We start from the raw sequence: 15,367 nt of genomic DNA on the forward strand, positions 1-15,367 counted from the left end.
GGGGCGGCGACCGTCCGACCGGTGGGTACCGCGGCGGTGACGACCGGTCCTCCGGTGGCTTCCGAGGGCGTGACGACCGTTCCGGCGGGTACCGCGGCGGTGACGACCGGTCTTCCGGTGGCTTCCGCGGACGTCCGGACCGTGACGCGCGCAGCTCCGACCGTCGCTCGGACGACCGTGGCGGCTTCGTGAGTCGGGACGATGACGGCGGCCGATTCGTGCGCCGCGACGACTCCGACCGTCGGCCCGGCGCTGGCGCCCGTGACGACCAGCGCGGTGGGTACCGCGGTGGTGACCGGCCGCGCGACGACCGTGGCGCGGAGCGTGGCGGACACCAGGGACGTGACTTCCGCGGCGGCGGCCGCGATGACCAGCGCGGTGGGTACCGCGGCCGTGACGACCGCGGGGCCACCCGTCGGTCGGACGACCGGGGTGCCGAGCGTGGCGGCGACGCGCGCCGCGACGACCGCCGGAGCCCGGACGGCGCCCCGAGCAGCGTCTGGCACAACGGCCGCCGCTACGTCGGTGGCACGACCAGCCCGCGCAACGACCCCGCACGCAAGCGCACGACGCCCCTGCCCGCCGGGGAACGCGACGACGAGGGTCGTCCCGCCGAGGGCACACCCGAACGCCCGATCATCCCGGACTGGGACCCGGCGGACGGGACGACGACCGACGGAGGCGAGCCGGACCTCCAGGAGGGCGGTGAGCGTCTGCAGAAGGTGATCGCCGCTGCCGGCGTCGCCAGCCGTCGTGTCGCGGAGAACCTCATCGCCGAAGGGCGCGTGACGGTGAACGGCGAGGTGGCGGACATGCTCGGTCGCCGCGTCGACCCGGACACCGACGAGGTCGCCGTCGACGGTGTGCCGGTGCAGACCGACACCTCGCGGCGGTACGTCGTCCTCAACAAGCCGACCGGCGTGGTCTCGAGCATGCAGGACGAGCACGACCGCCCGGACCTGTCCCAGTTCGTCGACCGGTTCGAGGAGCGCCTGTTCAACGTCGGCCGCCTCGACTACGACACGGCCGGCCTGATCATCCTGACGAACGACGGAGCACTCGCGCACGTGCTGGCCCACCCGTCGTTCGGCGTGACGAAGACCTACGTCGCGAAGGTCGACGGCACGATGACGCCCTCCACGCTGCAGCTGCTGCTCGACGGCATCGACCTGGAGGACGGACCGATCGCCGCCGACAAGGCGCGCCTGCTCGAGTCGTCGCGCGGGGGAGTCCCTGGTCGAGATCACCCTGCACTCCGGCCGCAACCGCATCGTCCGGCGGATGCTCGAGGCGATCGGGCACCCGGTCCTCGAACTCGTCCGACGGTCCTTCGGACCGCTCCAGCTCGGCAGCCTCGCGCCGGGCCAGGTGCGGGAACTCACCACCGTCGAGCTCGGCAAGCTGCTCGGCATCGCGCGGACCGCGGGGACCCGCACGGGTGACGACGAGGCGGAAAGCACGGACTGACCGGCTCACGGACGGCGCCGGCGCAGGTGGGGGGAGTTCCCCACAGGCCCGGCGCCGTCCCGTTCCCGGGCCGCACCGCTCGCTAGGCTTGCGGCGTGACCGAAGCCACTCCGCCCGCCCTCCCCGACGACCGAGTGTCGTCGGGGATCGACCGGCGACTCCGCGGGCCGGTGCGGATCGTCGGGACCGGCCTGCTGGGCGCGTCGATCGGCCTCGCCCTGCGGGACAAGGGAGTGGACGTCATCCTGGACGACGTGTCCCCGGCCGCGTTGGCGCTCGCCGTGGACTACGGCGCCGGACGCCGTCCTGCACCGGGTGACGCGCCGGAGCTCGTCGTCGTCGCGGTGCCGCCGGACGTCACGGCCAGCGTCGTGGAACGCGAACTCGCCGCCTTCCCGGACGCCGTCGTGACCGACGTCGCGAGCGTGAAGTCCGGGCCACTCGAACGACTCCGTGCCGTCGGTGCCGACGTCTCGCGCTACATCGGCTCGCACCCGATGGCCGGCCGCGAACGCAGCGGGCCGACCGCCGCTCGGGCCGACCTGTTCATCGGCCGTCCGTGGGTGATCGCCGGACACGACGACATCACCCACCAGCGAGCTGCCCCGGTGGAGCACCTGGCGCTCGACCTCGGCGCGACCGTCGTCCCGATGGACCCCGCAGCCCACGACCAGGCGGTCGCCGTCGTCTCCCACGTCCCGCAACTGGTGTCGACGCTCATGGCCTCCCGACTCCGGGACGCTCCGGGCGAGGCCCTCGGGCTCGCCGGCGGCGGGGTGCGCGACGTCACGCGCATCGCCGCGAGCGACCCGGGTCTGTGGGTGCAGATCATCGGCGCGAACGCCGCACACATCCGACCGGTGCTGACCGACCTGCGGGACGAGCTCGACCGGGTGATCGACGCGCTCACCGACCCCGCGGCCCCCCGGGTCGCCCCGCAGCCTGGCCGAGACCATCGCGTCCGGCAACCGGGGTGTCGAGCGGTTGCCCGGCAAGCACGGCTCCACCGCCCGGTTCGCCCGTGTCGTCGTCCTCATCGACGACCGTCCCGGACAGTTCGCCGCGCTCCTCACCACCATCGGGGAGCTCGGCATCAACCTCGAGGACCTGCACCTCGAGCACTCGCCACGGGCGCAGATCGGCATCGTCGAGGTGTCGGTCGTCCCCGAGCACGAACAGCGACTCGTCGAGGAACTCGAGGGTCGCGGATGGAGGATCGCAGCAGCATGGGCCTGAACGAGCACGACACCGCACTCGAGTCCGGTGTGACCGGGGGCCCGGACGGCCCCGACGCCGGACTGCCGACCCCTGTCGACCAGCCCGGACCCCTCGGCGGCGACGTCACCGGTGGTCCGGACGGCCAGGGCGCCGGTGAACTCGGCTCCACGCGTGACCCGATGCCCGCAGGGCTGCCCGCCGGCGCGTTCGTCGCGAAGTTCGTCATCGCCGTGGACGGTCCCGCCGGCAGCGGCAAGTCGAGCGTGTCCCGCGCCGCTGCCCGCGTGCTCGGCTTCGGGTACCAGGACACCGGCGCCGCCTACCGTGCACTCGCCTGGCACGCCCTGCAGCTCGGCGTCGACCTCGACGACCCGGCGGCGGTCCTGGCCAGCTGGGACCAATTCGACTACGAGATCGGCACCGACCCCGACCACTACTTCGTGCGCGTCGGCGGTGTCGACGTCACGGACGCCATCCGGACGCCCGAGGTCACGGCGGCGGTCGCGCACATCGCGAAGCTGCCCGACGTGCGCGCGAAGCTCGTCGCGCTCTTCCGGCAGGTCATGCGGAAGGCGGACGGACAGGGCATCATCACCGAGGGCCGTGACATCACGACGGTCGTCGCACCGGACGCCGAAGTCCGGATCCTGTTGACCGCCGACGAATCCGTTAGGATGGCACGTCGGTCGGCAGAGGTCACGACCCAGTCGGCCGAAGAGACCTCGGCCGCCCTCGCCCGTCGGGACGCTGCCGATGCGAAGGTCGTCGACTTCATGAACGCCGCCGACGGCGTCACCACCCTCGACTCCACCGACCTCGACTTCGACCAGACCGTGCAGGCGGTGGTCGACCTGGCCCGCTCGGCCACGAACTGACGACGAGGCGGCCACACGGCCGCACGTGAACCACGAACACGCGGCCGACCGGCCGCCGGCAAGGAAACCACCATGGCGCAGCTGGACGACCGAAGCGACGACGACTTCCCCGAGTACGACGACTCCCTCGGCGAGCGGCTCGCCGACATCGACGAGGCCGAAGCGGACCAGCGTGCGAGCGCGCTCCGTGCCGGGCTCGAGGACTACGACCTCGACGAGGAGGACATCGCGCTCCTCGAAGCCGGCAAGCTCGGCGTCGACGGCGTCGCGTACCTGCCGGCGCTGCCGGTGCTCGCGATCGTCGGGCGTCCGAACGTCGGCAAGTCGCAGCTCGTGAACCGCATCCTCGGGCGGCGTGAAGCCGTCGTGCAGGACACCCCGGGTGTCACGCGTGACCGCGTCAGCTACAAGGCCGAGTGGAACGACAAGCGGTTCACCATCGTCGACACCGGCGGGTGGGAGCCCGACGCGAAGGGCATCAACGCCTCCGTCGCCGCCCAGGCCGAGGTCGCGATCGACCTCGCCGACGCGGTGCTCTTCGTCGTGGACGTCACGGTCGGCATCACCGCGACCGACGAGCACGTCGTGAAGATGCTGCGCGGCACCGACCGTCCGGTCATCGTCGTCGCGAACAAGTCCGACGACGAGCGCCGCGACCTCGAGGCCCACGCGCTGTGGAACCTCGGCCTCGGCGAGCCGCACCCGGTCTCGGCCCTGCACGGTCGCGGTGTCGCGGACCTCCTCGACCTCATCATCGCGACGCTGCCCGACGTGTCCGCGGTCGCGAAGCAGGAGATCGGTGGCCCGCGTCGCGTGGCGATCCTCGGCCGCCCGAACGTCGGCAAGAGCTCGCTGCTCAACAAGGCCGCCGGCGAGGAGCGCGTGGTCGTCAACGAGCTCGCGGGGACGACCCGTGACCCGGTGGACGAGCAGGTCGAACTCGGTGGCAAGACCTGGCGCTTCGTCGACACCGCCGGCATCCGGAAGCGCGTGCACATGCAGCAGGGTGCCGACTTCTACGCCTCGCTCCGCACGACCGCCGCCCTCGAGAAGGCCGAGGTCGCCGTCGTCGTCCTCGACGTGACCGAACCGGTGTCGGTGCAGGACCTCCGCATCATCGACCTCGTGCTCGAGTCCGGGCGCGCACTCGTCCTGGCCTACAACAAGTGGGACCTGCTCGACGACGAGCGCCGCCGTTACCTGGAGCGTGAGATCGAGCAGGACCTGGCGCACGTCACCTGGGCTCCGCGAGTGAACATCTCCGCCCGCACCGGACGCCACCTCGAGAAGCTCGTGCCGGCGCTCGAGACCGCACTCGAGTCGTGGGACACCCGCATCCCGACCGGCAAGGTCAACGCCTTCGTCGCCGAACTCGTCCAGGAGCACCCGCACCCGGTCCGCGGTGGCAAGCAGCCGCGCATCCTGTTCGCCACGCAGGCGTCGACCCAGCCGCCGACCTTCGTGCTGTTCACGTCGGCGTTCCTCGACCCGCAGTACCGCCGGTTCATCACACGGCGCCTCCGCGAGGTCTGGGGCTTCGACGGCACCCCGATCATCGTCAACATGCGCGTCCGCGAGCGCCGGAAGCGCTGACCGGTCATGGCCGCGCCGCGAGGGGAGCGATCGACGTCACCGCGTCGGTCGCCCCTCGTGGCGGGGCTGGTCCTGCTCGTCGCGGTCGGCGTCGGCGCGGTCGCGCTGCGGTCCGCTCCGGATGACCGGACGTCGGCGTCCACGCCGTCGCCGTCCCCGAGCACGGACGGACCCCGGATGGCCATCGGCCACGGCTTCATCCCGGACGAGCCGACGTCCGACGCGACGGTCGTCCCGTCCGGCGCTGGCGCGGGCGCCGGTGCTGCTCCCAGCGGTGACACGACCGTGGTCGACGCCGCGACCGGACTGCCCGTCGACGACGGGCAGGCGTCGGCTCCCTGGTGGCGACGGGCTCTGCCGATCGCGGGCGACCTCGTTCCGATCCGAGGTGACGTCCGGGGCACCGTCCGCCTCGAGGTCGTCGGGGAACAGGTCGTCCAGATCACCCTCACCGGTGTCCGGGTCGATGCGGGGTCCGGGGCGACCGGGTCGCACGTCGGTGCCGTGCGGGTCCAGCTGTCCTCGGGTGACGTCGTGGGGACCGACCGAGCACGGTGGACCGGTGACGACGTTCCGGCCGACTTCGGCTCGTTCACGCCGGACGGCGAACACCCCGTGCTGGTCATCGTCGACCCGCAGGACCTGCCGTCGGTGGTGCACTCCGTCCTGCTCGTCGACGCCGGCACCGGTGCCGTGCTCGGCGGAGCGGAATTGCTGCCCGTCTCCTGACCGGGGCAGCCGTGCGCGCTGTGGTGCGCGCGGGATCGGTGGCAGCGCCCGACCGCTCGTCCGAAGGAGGATTGGTGGCCGCGTCGCGGACCCCCTCCCGTGGCCCCGCCGCGAACACGCTGGCCCCGCCGCAGATCCGCTGGCCCCGTCACGGATCCGGTTGCCCCGCGACGTAGCCGGATGGGGCACCATGGGACGGTGACGCCGCCCCCCGCCCGCCCTCTCCGCGCGAGCGGACCGCGCGTGGACGCGACTGCGGCTCGACCGCCTCGCAGGCGGACGGCAGGGCGGCTACGTCATCCGGGAGGACATGCTCGCCCACCCGGACATCGTCCGGTCGTTCCGCTGGATCCGCTGGCTGCTCGTCGCCGAGACCGTCGTCGGACTGACCGCGGTCCTCGTCGCCGTGCTCCTGACCCGGGCCGGCCAGGACGTCCCGTGGGCGGTCTGGTTCCGCGCGACGGTCGTGCTGCTCATCACCCTGACGCTGTACGTGTTCGCGTGGCGGGCGCAGCTCGGGTACTACTGGGCGTACCAGCGGCTGCGGCTGTTCAGCCGGGTCTTCCCGATCGTGACGCTGGTGATCGCGGCGATCCCCGGGTTGTACCCGTTCTGGATGGTCATCGAGCAGATCGTCTTCTCGGTCCTCATGGTCGGGATCGGGGACGTGCTGACGAGCGACCACATGCGGCGCACCTTCCCGAAGCCGGCCCGCCGCGACGCACGGTAGCCGGGGCGGACCCGACCGCGTACCCCAGGACCACCGAGGATGCGCGTCGCCCGGACCACGAGGAGCATCGTGGGTCGTATGACCACCACCTCCCTCCCCGGCGGCACTTACCGCATCGCTGACGACCTCGACCTGACACGCGTCGGGTACGGCGCCATGCAGCTGGCTGGGCCGCACGTGTTCGGACCGCCTGCCGACCACGACGAGGCCGTCCGGGTGCTCCGGACCGTCGTCGACCTCGGCATCACGCACATCGACACCGCCGAGTTCTACGGCCCGCACGTCACGAACGAGCTCATCCGCGAAGCACTCGCGCCGTACCCGGAGGACGTCCACATCGTGACGAAGGTCGGGTCGGTCCGAGACGCGAAGGGCAACTGGGTGCCGACCCGAGAGCCCGACGACCTCGTCGCGCAGGTGCACGAGAACCTCCGCACCCTCGGACTCGACCGGCTCGACGTCGTGAACATCCGCATGGGCGGGTTCGACGCCCCGGAGCCGGGTTCGATCGCCCCGCAGGTCGAGGCACTCGCCCGCCTGCAGGAGGAGGGGCTCGTCCGGCACATCGGTCTGTCGACCGTCAGCGCGGAGCAGCTCGCGGAGGCGCAGAGCTACGTGCCGATCGTCTGCGTGCAGAACATGTACAACGTGGCCCGCCGACAGGACGACGCCCTCGTCGACCTCACCGCGTCGCAGGGCATCGCGTACGTGCCGTACTTCCCGCTCGGTGGGTTCTCGCCGATCCAGTCCGGGGCACTCGACCGGGTCGCGGCGCGCCTGGAGGTGTCGCGGCTCACGGTCGCCCTGGCATGGCTGCTCCAGCGGTCGCCGAACATGCTGCTCATCCCGGGGACCTCGTCGGTCGCGCACCTCCGGGACAACGTCGCGTCCGCCGGGTTCGTGCTGCCGGACGACGCCGTGGCGGAACTCGACGCGATCGGGACGGTCGCGTAGCGGCCGGACGGACGGGAGGCGCGTGACGACCCCGCCACGCCCCTCCCGGCCGTTCGTCAGTGGCGGTCGGTCAGGCGACGGTGGCGAGCGCGAACGGCAGCACGGCGGACGCTCCGGCCCGGCGGAGTTCGCGACCCGCGACCGTCATCGTCCACCGGCTGTCGACCAGGTCGTCCACGAGCAGCACCGGCCCCTCGTCTGCCTGCAGTGCGGCGGCCAGCTCCGGGCCGACGACGAAGGTGTCCCAGACGCCGGACAACCGGTAGGCGCTGTTCGTCGCGCCGTCGCCGCGCGGGACGCCGCCGTCGCGGTCCAGGGTGCCGAGGTGCTGCAGTCGCCCGATCGAGGACAGGGCCTGCGCGAGCGAGCCGACGAGCTGCGGGCGGGAGCGCGAGGACAGCGCCACCACGCCGGTCGGTCGGACCTCCCACGGCCAGTCCTTCAGCGCTCGGACGCAGCCCTCGACGAGTTCGCGGGACACCGGGCCGTCCGGGGTGCCGGTCGCGAACAGCGCCCGGAGCGGCCCGCCCCACCCGAGGTCGGTGAGTCGCGCGACCGCCCGGCCCGGGGCCACGAGTTCCCCGGCCGGGATCTTGCCCTTCACCGCGACCCCGAGGGACGCCATGCCCGAGGGCCACTGCGCACGCGGGGCGATCTCGACGCCGACCTGGTCGAGCGCGGTGGCGGCACCGGAGCGGTCCGCGTCGGAGACGTCCGTCGGGTACCAGGCGCCGGCGCAGTTGTCGCACCGGCCGCACGGCTCGGCCGTTGGGTCGTCGAGGTCCTGCTGGAGCAGCTGCATCCGGCACGCGCTGGTCGACTCGTACGCCAGCATCGACCCGGCCTCGGCGGCACGGGCAGCGGCGACGCGCTCGTAGCGGGCGGCGTCGTACTCCCACGGGCGGCCGGTCGTGACCCAGCCGCCGCCGACACGACGGACGGCGCCGTCGACGTCGAGCACCTTGAGCAGGAGTTCGAGCGTCGACCGCTTGATGTCGACGAGCCCTTCGAGTGCGACGGTCGACATGGCGCTGTCGGGGGGAGAGTGCACCGAGCACGGCCGAGGCGCGCGACTCGGTCGGCATGGACGCGCTCGCGAAGTACTGCCAGATCTCCTGGTCCTCGCGTCCGGGCAGCAGCAGCACGTCGGCGTTGTCCGTCGCGCGGCCCGCACGACCGATCTGCTGGTAGTAGGCGACCGGCGAGGACGGCGCGCCGATGTGCACGACGAAACCGAGGTCGGGCTTGTCGAACCCCATGCCGAGCGCACTCGTCGCGACCAGGGCCTTCAGCTCGTTGCCCTTCAACTGCCCTTCGAGCTGTTCGCGTTCCTCGTTGTCGGTCCGGCCGGTGTACGCGCGGACGGCGTACCCGGACTCGCGCAGCAGGCGGGCGATGTCCTCGGCCGCCGAGACCGTGAGCGTGTAGATGATGCCGCTGCCGGGCAGGTCGCCGAGGTGCGCGAGCAACCAGCCGAGCCGGGCGCGGGCGTCGGGCAGTGTGAGCACGCCGAGCCGCAGCGAGGCCCGGGCGAGCGACCCACGGATGGTGAACACCGGGTCCTCGGGGCCGGCGGTGAGCTGCTCGGCGACGTCCTCGACGACGCGCTCGTTCGCGGTCGCCGTCGTCGCGAGCACCGGGACACCGTGCGGCAGGGAGCGGATCAGCTCGGCCAGGCGCCGGTAGTCGGGTCGGAAGTCGTGCCCCCCAGTCGGAGATGCAGTGCGCTTCGTCGACGACGAGCATCCCCATCCGCCCGATGAGCGCCGGCAGCTGTTCGTCGCGGAACTTCGGGTTGTTGAGCCGCTCGGGGGGAGACGAGGAGCACGTCGACCTCGTCACGGGCGAGGGCGGCCTGCGTCTCGGTCCACTCGTGCGCGTTCGCCGAGTTGATGGACACCGCTCGCACCCCGGCCCGCGCGGCCGCTGCGACCTGGTCCCGCATGAGCGCGAGCAGCGGCGACACGAGCACGGTCGGCCCGCCGCCCCGGCGCCGGAGCAACAGGGTGGCGAGGAAGTAGACGGCCGACTTGCCCCACCCGGTGCGCTGCACGACGAGGGCGCGCTGCCGGTGCTCGACGAGCGCGGAGATCGCCTCGAGTTGCCCCGGGTGGAAGACGGCGTCGACCCGACCGGTCAGGGCCTGCAGGGCCTCCTGCGCCTCGGCGGCGATCGCAGCGGACGGTGCCGGACCGGCCGACGGTGCCGGGCCGGCCGACGACGCGACCCCCGCAGCAGGCGGGACGGAGGAGGCAGCAGGTGAACGCATGCCCCCCATGCTGTCAGGACCGACCGACGAACCCGGCCACGAGCCACAAGGCTGTGGAGGACCCGCGACCACTCACTGGTAGGTGACCAGCGACGGGGTCGGCTCCACCTCGGCCATCGTCTGCTCCGGCGTCAGCATCGGCGAGTCCTCGTCGTGGAAGTTCTTCCACCCCCCAGTGCAGCCCCTCCGGACCGCCCTCGTGCAGCGCCTTCCAAGTCGCCTGCTTGTCCGGCTGCGCGCCCTGCCCGTCGACGTGCACGAGCAGGTCGAGCTCCGGGTGCGAGGTGAGCGAGCCGCGGTCGGCGATCATCGACGACCGGAACTGGTGCAACACGAGTGCCTTCGGCGGCAGCCCCTGCCGGCGGACGAGCTCCGCGAGCCACGCCGACACCTCGTCCACCTCCCGCGCACCGACCGAGCCGATCTGCTCGAGCGGGACCTGGTCGGGCCCGAGTCGCCACTCCGGGTCGAGCGCCAACCACACGTCCGGCCGCCGCAGCAGCGACTCGTACCGTTGCGCCTGGGAGAGGAAGTCGCTCCGCCCGGGCTGCAGGTCGATGATCGTCGGCATGCCGGCCTCGTGGGCCGCGTCGACGTACGGCTCGAGGGTGGACACGGGCAGCTCGCGTGAGTAGTCGCCGTCCGCTCCGGCCTCGCCGGCGGCGACGGTCGCGATCACTTCGAACGCGGGCGTCACGGGCACGTCGGAGATCCCGCGGTACTCCCGCGCGAGGGCCTTGGCCCGCCGCACGCTCGCCGCCGGGTCCTGTTCGCCGAGCACCCCGAGCACGGGCGCGCCCGGAGCGCCGTACAGGGCCGTGTACCGGTGTCCGTCGAAGGGCCGCTGGCCGCCGTCGCCGATCCGGTACCCGGTCTGCGCCGCCCGGACGACCCACTCGGGGTCGCGGAGGTCCGCGAAGGCGGCGCCGAGCAGCAGCGTCGGCCGACCCTCCGCAGCGTGCAGCGCGCGCACGACGTCGCCCGACGCGGCAGGGTCCGACACGCCCGAGGGCATCTCCACCAGCTGGGCACCGGCAGCCCGCGCGGTCGCCACGGCCGCGGCGTCCGAGGACCGGTCCGCCACGAGCACCGTCTGCCGGGAGGCCCGCTCCGCCTCCGCCCGCTGGCCTCCTTCCGGCGCGTCCCGCTCGGCGACGTCCGTGTCGAGCGAGACCCTGCCGACCGCCTGGTACCAGGACGCGTCGAGCCGCTCGAGCTCGGCGTCGACCGCCTCCGGTCCCGCGCCCACGAGGAGCGCGGGGACGTGCGCGCGCACCGCGGCGCTCGCCGCCCGCCGCACCGCGTCGGCGTCGTCCGCCGGCGCCACGACCGCACCGGGAGCCGACCGGAACAACCCCCGACTCGTCCGGACCGACCGCTCGGCGGCGGAGTCCTGCGCGACGACCGTGACAGCGTCGGACGCCGCACGGGCCAGGGTCGGCCGCGGGTCCGGCGCGGCACCGGAACAGGCGGTGACACCGAGGACGAGGCCGGTCACCGCGAGCGCGAGCAGAGGACGAACGGGTCGGGAACGCATCGAGCCACCATAGGAGCCGGACGACGGCCAGCCTGGGAACCGGGTCAGTCCGGTCGGTAGAACGGGAGCATGCTCCGACAGGCCGACGACCGACCGACCATCGGGCCGGTGTCGCCTCCCGATCTGCACTGCATGACCCTCAACCTTCGCCGCCAGGTGCCTCGCCCTGCCGGGCACCCGGACGCGTGGGAGCACCGACGGGACGCCGTCGTCGCGCTCGTCGCCTCCGAGCAGCCGACCGTGCTCGCCGTCCAGGAGGCCCTGCGCCCGCAGGCGGTCGACCTCGCCACCGGCATCGGCGAACGGTGGGAAGCCGTCCTCCTCGGGCGGGACCGCCACGGCGACGGCGAGGCCGTCGGGGTCCTCGTCGACACCGAGCGCTGCACCGTCGTCGAACGCCGCTCGTGGGCGCTCTCCCGCCGACCGCTCCGCCCCGGCAGCCGCGCCTGGGCCACCGCCTTCCCCCGCCACGCGGTCGGCGTGGTCCTCGACGACCACGCCACCGGCGGACGCTTCCTCGCCCTGGCGACGCACCTCGACGTCGTCTCGCCGTGGGCGCGGCTCCGGTCTGCGCAACTCCTCGGCAGGATCGTGGCCGAGTCCGCGCTGCCGGCCGTCGTGATGGCCGACTTCAACAGTGCGGCAGGATCCGCGCCGTGGCGTGCGCTGGCGGACGCAAGTGTCCCCGACACCTGGGGGGCGGGCCTCCCGTCCGGAAACGCCGGAGGTCGGGACGTACGCCGCGTACCGGGAGCCCCGCGCCGACCGGCCACGCATCGACGGCGTGCTCGCGACCGAGACGGCCGTCGTGTCCCGCGTCGCCGTGTCCACCAGGCGGCCCGGGGGGAGTGTGGCCCTCGGACCACCTCGCCGTGCACGCCGTCCTGTCGTTCGGAGCGAGCGCGTGATCGCCACCCTCGGGCTGACGTTCCTCCGCCGACCGCACGGCGCCGTCTGGGCCGCCGACGTGCTCCGGATCGTGACGCTCGTCAGCGTGCCCGTCGCCGCCGTGGGATGGGGCGCGGTGGCGTTCGCCGTGATGGCGCTCGCACTCCTCGGCGCCGTCGTCCCGCGCATGCTCGGACTCCGCCCGACGTTCGACGCAGCGGTGGTCCTGCTGAGCCTGGTCGCCGCATGGAGCAGCATGCTCGACTGGTACACGACCGTGTTCCTGTGGGACAAGGTCGTGCACGTCATCCTGGTCGGCCTGCTCGCCGGGCTGCTCTACGTCATCGCCTCGGACGTCGGGGTCATCGCCTCGGCCCCGCGTGCCGGGGTGCTGCTCTCCGCCCTCGTGGCGCTCGCCGCGGGGATGGCGATCGGCTCCGTGTGGGAGATCGGCGAGTGGCTCGGGCACAACTTCGTCGACGACACGATCGTCGTCGGCTACGACGACACCATCGGCGACCTGGCCGCGGACGGGGCCGGCGCGTTGCTCGCCGGGTTCGCACTGCCGTGGTTGTCGCGGGAGCGGCGGGTCGTCCGACCTGGTCACGCTGCCCAGGGTGTCGGCGCTCGCCGCGAGGGCACGTCGGCGCTGCACACGCAGGGTTGACGCGCGCGGGCTGCGGGCCGTGGCGCGGTGGGGCTCGCGCTTCCGCTATGCTGGTTGGGCTGCTCCGCGCTCGGTCGGGTGGGGAGCAGGGCCTGCAGTGTCCTTCGTGGACACGGGGTCTGGGTCCGTACGGACTCACGGGCTGTGGCGCAGCTTGGTAGCGCACTTGACTGGGGGGTCAAGGGGTCGCAGGTTCAAATCCTGTCAGCCCGACCGACAGCCCCGACGGAACCGAGTTCCGTCGGGGCTTCTTCGTTCTCCTGACGCGATTCTCGTTCGGTGACGGGTGCGAACTCGGCCGCGTCCGGGTGGCACTTCCGCCACGGCGGGAGGTACGACGTGACGCTGGTCGCCGACGCCCACACGACGACAGACGCCGAGCACGACGGAGTGGCCATCACCGGCGAGCAGATAGTGGCCCACACGAACATGTACTTCGCCGGACTGCGCTACCCCGGCCGACAGTTCGCCGCCTTGTCGCACGACGCCGTCGCCCTCTCGTCCGCGCGGTAGGCGACCATCCATCGCGGGGCCGGCCTCCGCGTCACCCGGGTCGCGGTGTTGCCGTCGCTCGCACGCCTGGGGCAGGATCACCACATGACGGGGGAACGCGGAGACCGAGCACGGGTGGTCGCGGTGAGCAGGGACAGCAGCCACGACTTCAGCAAACCCGTCGTGGACGAGGTGACGCTCGTCGAGGGCCTGGGCGTCGAGGGTGACGCACATGCGGGACGCACGGTGCAGCACCGATCGCGTGTGGCTCGGGACCCGCTGCAGCCGAACCTGCGCCAAGTGCACCTGATCCACGCCGAGCTCTTCGACGAGGTGGCTGAGGTCGGCTTCGCGGTCGCGCCGGGCGAGATGGGCGAGAACATCACGACGCGGGGGGATCGACCTCCTCGGACTGTCGACCGGTGCACTGCTCCACCTCGGAGCCGACGCCTGCGTCCGCGTGACCGGGTTGCGGAACCCGTGCCAGCAGATCAACGACTTCGAGCCCGGTCTCCTCCGCGAGGTGTTGGGTCGCGCCGAAGACGGCTCGGTGCGACGCAGAGGCGGCGTCATGGCAGTCGTCGTCTCGGGCGGAACGGTCCGGGCCGGTGATCCCATCCGCGTGGAGAACCCGGCGGGCGACCACCAGCCGCTCGGCCCGGTGTGACCGCGGCCCGCAGGGACCGGCGCTGGGTCGCTGGTTCGTGTCCTGTCGATCGCGTCACCGAGGACTGCACCGTCGGCCCTGCGAGAATCGACGCGTGATCCTGCACGGGGCGCTGGCGACGCTCGAACCCATCACGCCGGAACTCGCGGCTCGTGTCGTCGCGCGTGACGAGCGTCCCGGTGATGACTGGCACGCCGAGTACCCCTTCGCGGATGAGCTCGACCCACTGCGGTCGTTGGCGACCGCGTCGGAGGTGGACCCCGACTTCACGATGTACCTCGTCAGGCGAACGTCGGATGGTCTCGCCGTCGGCGGGTTCGGCTTCTTCGGCCCGCCGGATGCATCGGGGACGGTCGAGTTCGGGTACGGCCTGGTCCCGTCGGCTCGGGGCGCCGGTCTGGCGACGGAGGCAGTGGGACTGGCTCTCGACCGCGCGGCCGTCTGCGGCGCGCGGGTCGCGGTGGCGGACACGGACGTGACGAACACCGCGTCGCAGCGTGTCCTCGAGTCGAACGGCCTGGCGGAGGTCGACCGCCGTCGGTCACTCGTGTTCTACCGGCGCGACCTTCCCACCCGCCGTGCCCACGGTGACCAGCGCGCCGCCAGCGACCACCACGGTGCTCGCGCCACTGACCCAGCGGGGAGGTAGCCGTGCCGAAGCCGAGGAAGCGGCGCCGCCGCCCACGTCGACCGCGGCAGCCGATGACCTGGGCCCGGTTCTGGCGCGGAACCGGGGAGAGCGTCCGCGTGGGTTGGCCACGCTGGCTGGTGGTGATCGGATTCCTCGCGGTCCTGCCGGTCGTGTTCACCCTGCCCGGGGACATCGCGACGCTGCGGCAGAACACGGACCTGCACGAGCGTGGAAGGACGGTGTCCGCAGTCGTCGTCGCGGTCGAGGAACAGCACCACACCGGTCACCGCGGTGGGAGCTGGACCGAGTACTGGCCCGTCACCCGGCAGACGATCGACGGCGTCACGTCCACGACTCCGCTGCGTGGGTACGCGAGCACGGCGCGCGAGCGCTACCAGCGTGGGCAGCGTCTGACCGTGTTGATCGACCCCGACGACCGTCGCACCATCGCCCTGGCGGGTGCGGGCGCTCGCGCGAGCCTGCAACGACAGGTCCGGATCGGTGCCGTCGTCGGTGCAACGGGAGCGGTGTTCCTCGCGATCGGCGTGCCGGTCGCCGTCCGGCGGGCTCACGCGCACCGTCGCCGGACGGCCCTCGCGAAGCCGCTCGGGACAGCGCGGGAGTGGTGGCGGTCCCGGCCGAGGGGATGA

General features: G+C 72.8%; 9 protein-coding genes, 1 tRNA gene and 5 pseudogenes. 14 read left to right on the top strand and 1 reads right to left on the bottom strand.

Going from position 1 to position 15,367, the window contains the following annotated elements; genetic code table 11:
• The first annotated feature begins 713 nt into the window (after nt 1-713).
• The 7 genes and pseudogenes from DEJ15_RS08055 (at nt 714) to DEJ15_RS08085 (ending at nt 7,566) form a co-directional block, all read left to right on the top strand.
• A pseudogene (locus tag DEJ15_RS08055) lies at nt 714-1,467 on the top strand (pseudouridine synthase).
• 134 nt (nt 1,468-1,601) lie between these two features.
• Nucleotides 1,602-2,703: pseudogene (locus DEJ15_RS08060) on the top strand (prephenate dehydrogenase).
• A gap of 161 nt (nt 2,704-2,864) precedes the next feature.
• Entirely contained in the window at nt 2,865-3,560 is a 696-nt protein-coding gene (gene cmk, locus DEJ15_RS08065) for a (d)CMP kinase (protein ID WP_110824031.1), read from the top strand.
• A 72-nt stretch (nt 3,561-3,632) separates the two neighbouring features.
• The gene (gene der, locus DEJ15_RS08070; protein ID WP_110823898.1) at nt 3,633-5,153 is read left to right on the top strand and encodes a ribosome biogenesis GTPase Der; all 1,521 of its coding nucleotides are present in this window, start codon (nt 3,633-3,635) and stop codon (nt 5,151-5,153) included.
• A 177-nt stretch (nt 5,154-5,330) separates the two neighbouring features.
• Nucleotides 5,331-5,882 carry a hypothetical protein gene (locus DEJ15_RS08075; RefSeq protein WP_146232767.1) on the top strand — a complete coding sequence of 184 codons (552 nt, stop codon included), beginning with the start codon at nt 5,331-5,333 and terminating at the stop codon, nt 5,880-5,882.
• 310 nt (nt 5,883-6,192) lie between these two features.
• The gene (locus tag DEJ15_RS08080; RefSeq protein WP_284176115.1) at nt 6,193-6,612 is read left to right on the top strand and encodes a hypothetical protein; all 420 of its coding nucleotides are present in this window, start codon (nt 6,193-6,195) and stop codon (nt 6,610-6,612) included.
• Between the two features lie 78 nt (nt 6,613-6,690).
• On the top strand, nt 6,691-7,566 hold the full coding sequence (locus DEJ15_RS08085) for an oxidoreductase (protein ID WP_110823901.1): 876 nt from the start codon (nt 6,691-6,693) through the stop codon (nt 7,564-7,566).
• Between the two features lie 70 nt (nt 7,567-7,636).
• Here the strand turns inward: DEJ15_RS08085 and DEJ15_RS08090 are convergent.
• Nucleotides 7,637-9,835 (bottom strand): annotated as a pseudogene (locus DEJ15_RS08090) (RecQ family ATP-dependent DNA helicase).
• Nucleotides 9,836-11,504: 1,669 nt separating this feature from the next.
• On the opposite strand from DEJ15_RS08090, the pseudogene DEJ15_RS18170 reads away from it, so the two are divergent.
• From DEJ15_RS18170 to DEJ15_RS08125, 7 genes and pseudogenes are all read left to right on the top strand, one after another.
• Nucleotides 11,505-11,984: pseudogene (locus DEJ15_RS18170) on the top strand (exonuclease/endonuclease/phosphatase family protein); the annotation flags it as partial.
• A gap of 292 nt (nt 11,985-12,276) precedes the next feature.
• On the top strand, nt 12,277-12,927 hold the full coding sequence (locus DEJ15_RS08100; RefSeq protein ID WP_110823904.1) for a DUF2238 domain-containing protein: 651 nt from the start codon (nt 12,277-12,279) through the stop codon (nt 12,925-12,927).
• A gap of 138 nt (nt 12,928-13,065) precedes the next feature.
• Nucleotides 13,066-13,140: transfer RNA gene (locus tag DEJ15_RS08105), tRNA-Pro, on the top strand.
• A gap of 126 nt (nt 13,141-13,266) precedes the next feature.
• Complete coding sequence (locus DEJ15_RS08110; RefSeq protein WP_284176117.1) at nt 13,267-13,440, top strand: hypothetical protein; 174 nt, start codon at nt 13,267-13,269, stop codon at nt 13,438-13,440.
• 84 nt (nt 13,441-13,524) lie between these two features.
• Nucleotides 13,525-14,086, top strand: a pseudogene (locus tag DEJ15_RS08115) (MOSC domain-containing protein).
• 94 nt (nt 14,087-14,180) lie between these two features.
• Nucleotides 14,181-14,735: a GNAT family N-acetyltransferase gene (locus DEJ15_RS08120; protein WP_110823906.1), complete on the top strand. Its 555-nt coding sequence runs from the start codon at nt 14,181-14,183 to the stop codon at nt 14,733-14,735.
• Nucleotides 14,736-14,857: 122 nt separating this feature from the next.
• Complete coding sequence (locus DEJ15_RS08125; RefSeq protein ID WP_181419390.1) at nt 14,858-15,367, top strand: DUF3592 domain-containing protein; 510 nt, start codon at nt 14,858-14,860, stop codon at nt 15,365-15,367.

It is taken from the genome of Curtobacterium sp. MCJR17_043, assembly GCF_003224315.2.
Taxonomy (GTDB): domain Bacteria; phylum Actinomycetota; class Actinomycetes; order Actinomycetales; family Microbacteriaceae; genus Curtobacterium.

Bases quoted from the DNA above. Each gene is read 5' to 3' on its own strand.
- cmk (WP_110824031.1), top strand. From the start codon at position 2,865: ATGCCCGCAGGGCTGCCCGCCGGCGCGTTCGTCGCGAAGTTCGTCATC.
- der (WP_110823898.1), top strand. From the start codon at position 3,633: ATGGCGCAGCTGGACGACCGAAGCGACGACGACTTCCCCGAGTACGAC.
- DEJ15_RS08075 (WP_146232767.1), top strand. From the start codon at position 5,331: ATGGCCATCGGCCACGGCTTCATCCCGGACGAGCCGACGTCCGACGCG.
- DEJ15_RS08080 (WP_284176115.1), top strand. From the start codon at position 6,193: ATGCTCGCCCACCCGGACATCGTCCGGTCGTTCCGCTGGATCCGCTGG.
- DEJ15_RS08085 (WP_110823901.1), top strand. From the start codon at position 6,691: ATGACCACCACCTCCCTCCCCGGCGGCACTTACCGCATCGCTGACGAC.